Raw genomic sequence first — 2,208 nt, 5'->3', positions numbered from 1 at the left:
GTTGTGGGTACGGGGTGTGGAGCCGGACTGGCAGGGCGTGTTCGCGGGGAGTGGTGCACGCCGGGTCGGGTTGCCCACGTATGCCTTCCAGCGTCGGCATTACTGGCTGGACGGTGCGGTCGCTGATCCCGAGTCCGAGGGCGTTGCGTCGACGGCAGTTGGCACGTACGACGCCAGTGGCACCAGCGGTGCATACGGCATGTCGTCGGACGTCTCGCACGTCGTGCGGGCCCACACGGCAGCAGTGCTGGGGCACGGCGCTGCGGAGGAGGTCGACGTACGGCGCTCGTTCAAGGACCTGGGCTTCGACTCGATCATGCTCGGTGATCTGCGCAGTCGGCTGAACACGGTGCTGGGCCGGCGGCTGACCACGGCCGCCCTCTTCTCGCACCCCACCCCGGCCCGGCTGGCAGCGCACCTGGAGTCCGCTCACGACAGTGCCGCAGACCGGCGCCCCACCGCTGACACGGTGCGCGAGCCCGACCCTGTCCGTGCGACGGACGGCGCGGAAGACCCCATTGCCATCGTGGCCATGAGCTGCCGCTTTCCCGGCGGGGTGAGTTCCCCGGAGGACCTGTGGCGGCTCGTTGCCGCGGGCCGGGACGCGATCTCGGACTATCCCGACGACCGCGGCTGGGACCTGGAACGGCTGCTGGGCACGGACGGCCGCGGCCGCGTCGCCACCGGAGTCGGCGGCTTCGTCGACGGCGTCACGGACTTCGATCCGCGCTTCTTCGGGATATCTCCGCGCGAAGCGCTGGCCATGGACCCGCAGCAGCGGTTGCTGCTGGAGATCTCGTGGGAGCTGCTGGAGCGTGCCGGCATCGATCCGGAACTGCTGCGCGGCAGCAGGACCGGCGTGTTCGTCGGAGCGATGGACCAGGAGTACGGCCCCCGGCTGCACGAGGCTCCGGAGACGCTCGACGGTCTGATGCTCACCGGCAAGACGACCAGCGTCGCCTCGGGCCGCATCGCCTACGTGCTCGGACTGACCGGGCCCGCGCTCACCGTCGACACCGCCTGTTCGTCCTCGCTGGTGGCGCTCCACCAGGCCGTGGCGTCCCTGCGGCGCGGCGAGTGCTCGCTGGCCCTGGCAGGCGGCGTCACCGTGCTGTCGACACCGGGCATCTTCACCGAGATGACCAGCCAGCAGGGGCTGGCGCTCGACGGCCGCTGCAAGGCCTTCGCCGGCGCCGCCGATGGGACCGGATTCTCCGAAGGCGCCGGCATGCTCCTGGTCGAGCGGCTCTCCGACGCACGCCGCAACGGCCACCGGGTGCTGGCGGTCGTACGCGGCTCCGCGATCAACCAGGACGGCGCGTCCAACGGACTCACCGCGCCCAACGGGCTCTCCCAGCAGCAGGTCATCCGAGACGCCTGGGCCAACGCCGGACTCGGCTCCGCCGACGTGGACATGCTGGAGGCCCACGGCACCGGAACCGCACTGGGCGACCCCATCGAGGCGGAGGCACTGCTGGCAACGTATGGCCAGGACAGGCCCGAGGACCGGCCGTTGCTGCTCGGCTCGCTCAAGTCCAACATCGGCCACACGCAGGCCGCAGCGGGTGTCGCGGGCGTCATCAAGTCGGTACTGGCCATCCAACACGGCCTCGTGCCGGCCACGCTCCACGTCGACGGACCGACGCCCGAGGTGGACTGGTCCGCCGGAGCGGTGCGCCTGGCAACGGAGAGCACCCCGTGGCCCGAGGCCAGCCCGGTCCGGAGGGCCGGTGTCTCCTCGTTCGGCATCAGCGGGACCAACGCCCACGTCATCGTCGAGCAGGCACCCGTCGGCGCTGAGGCCCCCGCGGCGGTACCTGTGCCCAGGACGCGGGTGCGTGAGGGCGGCCCGCTGCCCTGGCTCGTCTCCGGCCGGACAGCGGCTGGACTGCGCGCACAGGCCGCACGGCTGCGGCGGTTCGCTGCCGACAGCGGGGCGACGGACGAGGAGCTGGGACGAGCCCTGGCCACCACCAGGTCCGCGCTGGAGCACCGCGCCGTCGTGGTGGCGGAGGACCGGGAGACCTTCCTGGACGGACTCGCAGCGCTGGAGACCGGCGAATCCGCTGCCCATGTGTTCAGCGGTCAGGTGTCCGGCGAGCCGGGTGCCGTGGTGTTCGTTTTTCCGGGGCAGGGTTCGCAGTGGGCTGGTATGGCGGTGGAGTTGTTGGATTCTTCGCCGGTGTTTGCTGGTCGGTTCGGTGAGTG

At 71.3% G+C, this 2,208-nt stretch carries 1 protein-coding gene; it reads left to right on the top strand.

Annotated elements, in window-relative coordinates:
• Positions 1–199: 199 nt before the first annotated feature.
• Positions 200–2,208, top strand: a 2,009-nt coding sequence (locus IG88_RS0137585) for a type I polyketide synthase (RefSeq protein ID WP_031051306.1), incomplete at its 3' end; no start/stop codon positions are given.

Origin of the sequence: Streptomyces sp. NRRL F-5650 (assembly GCF_000721365.1) — a bacterium.
Taxonomy (GTDB): Bacteria; Actinomycetota; Actinomycetes; order Streptomycetales; family Streptomycetaceae; genus Streptomyces; species Streptomyces ardesiacus.
Note: the sequence above shows the minus strand (reverse complement) of the source record. Positions and strands in the feature narration are given on the sequence as shown.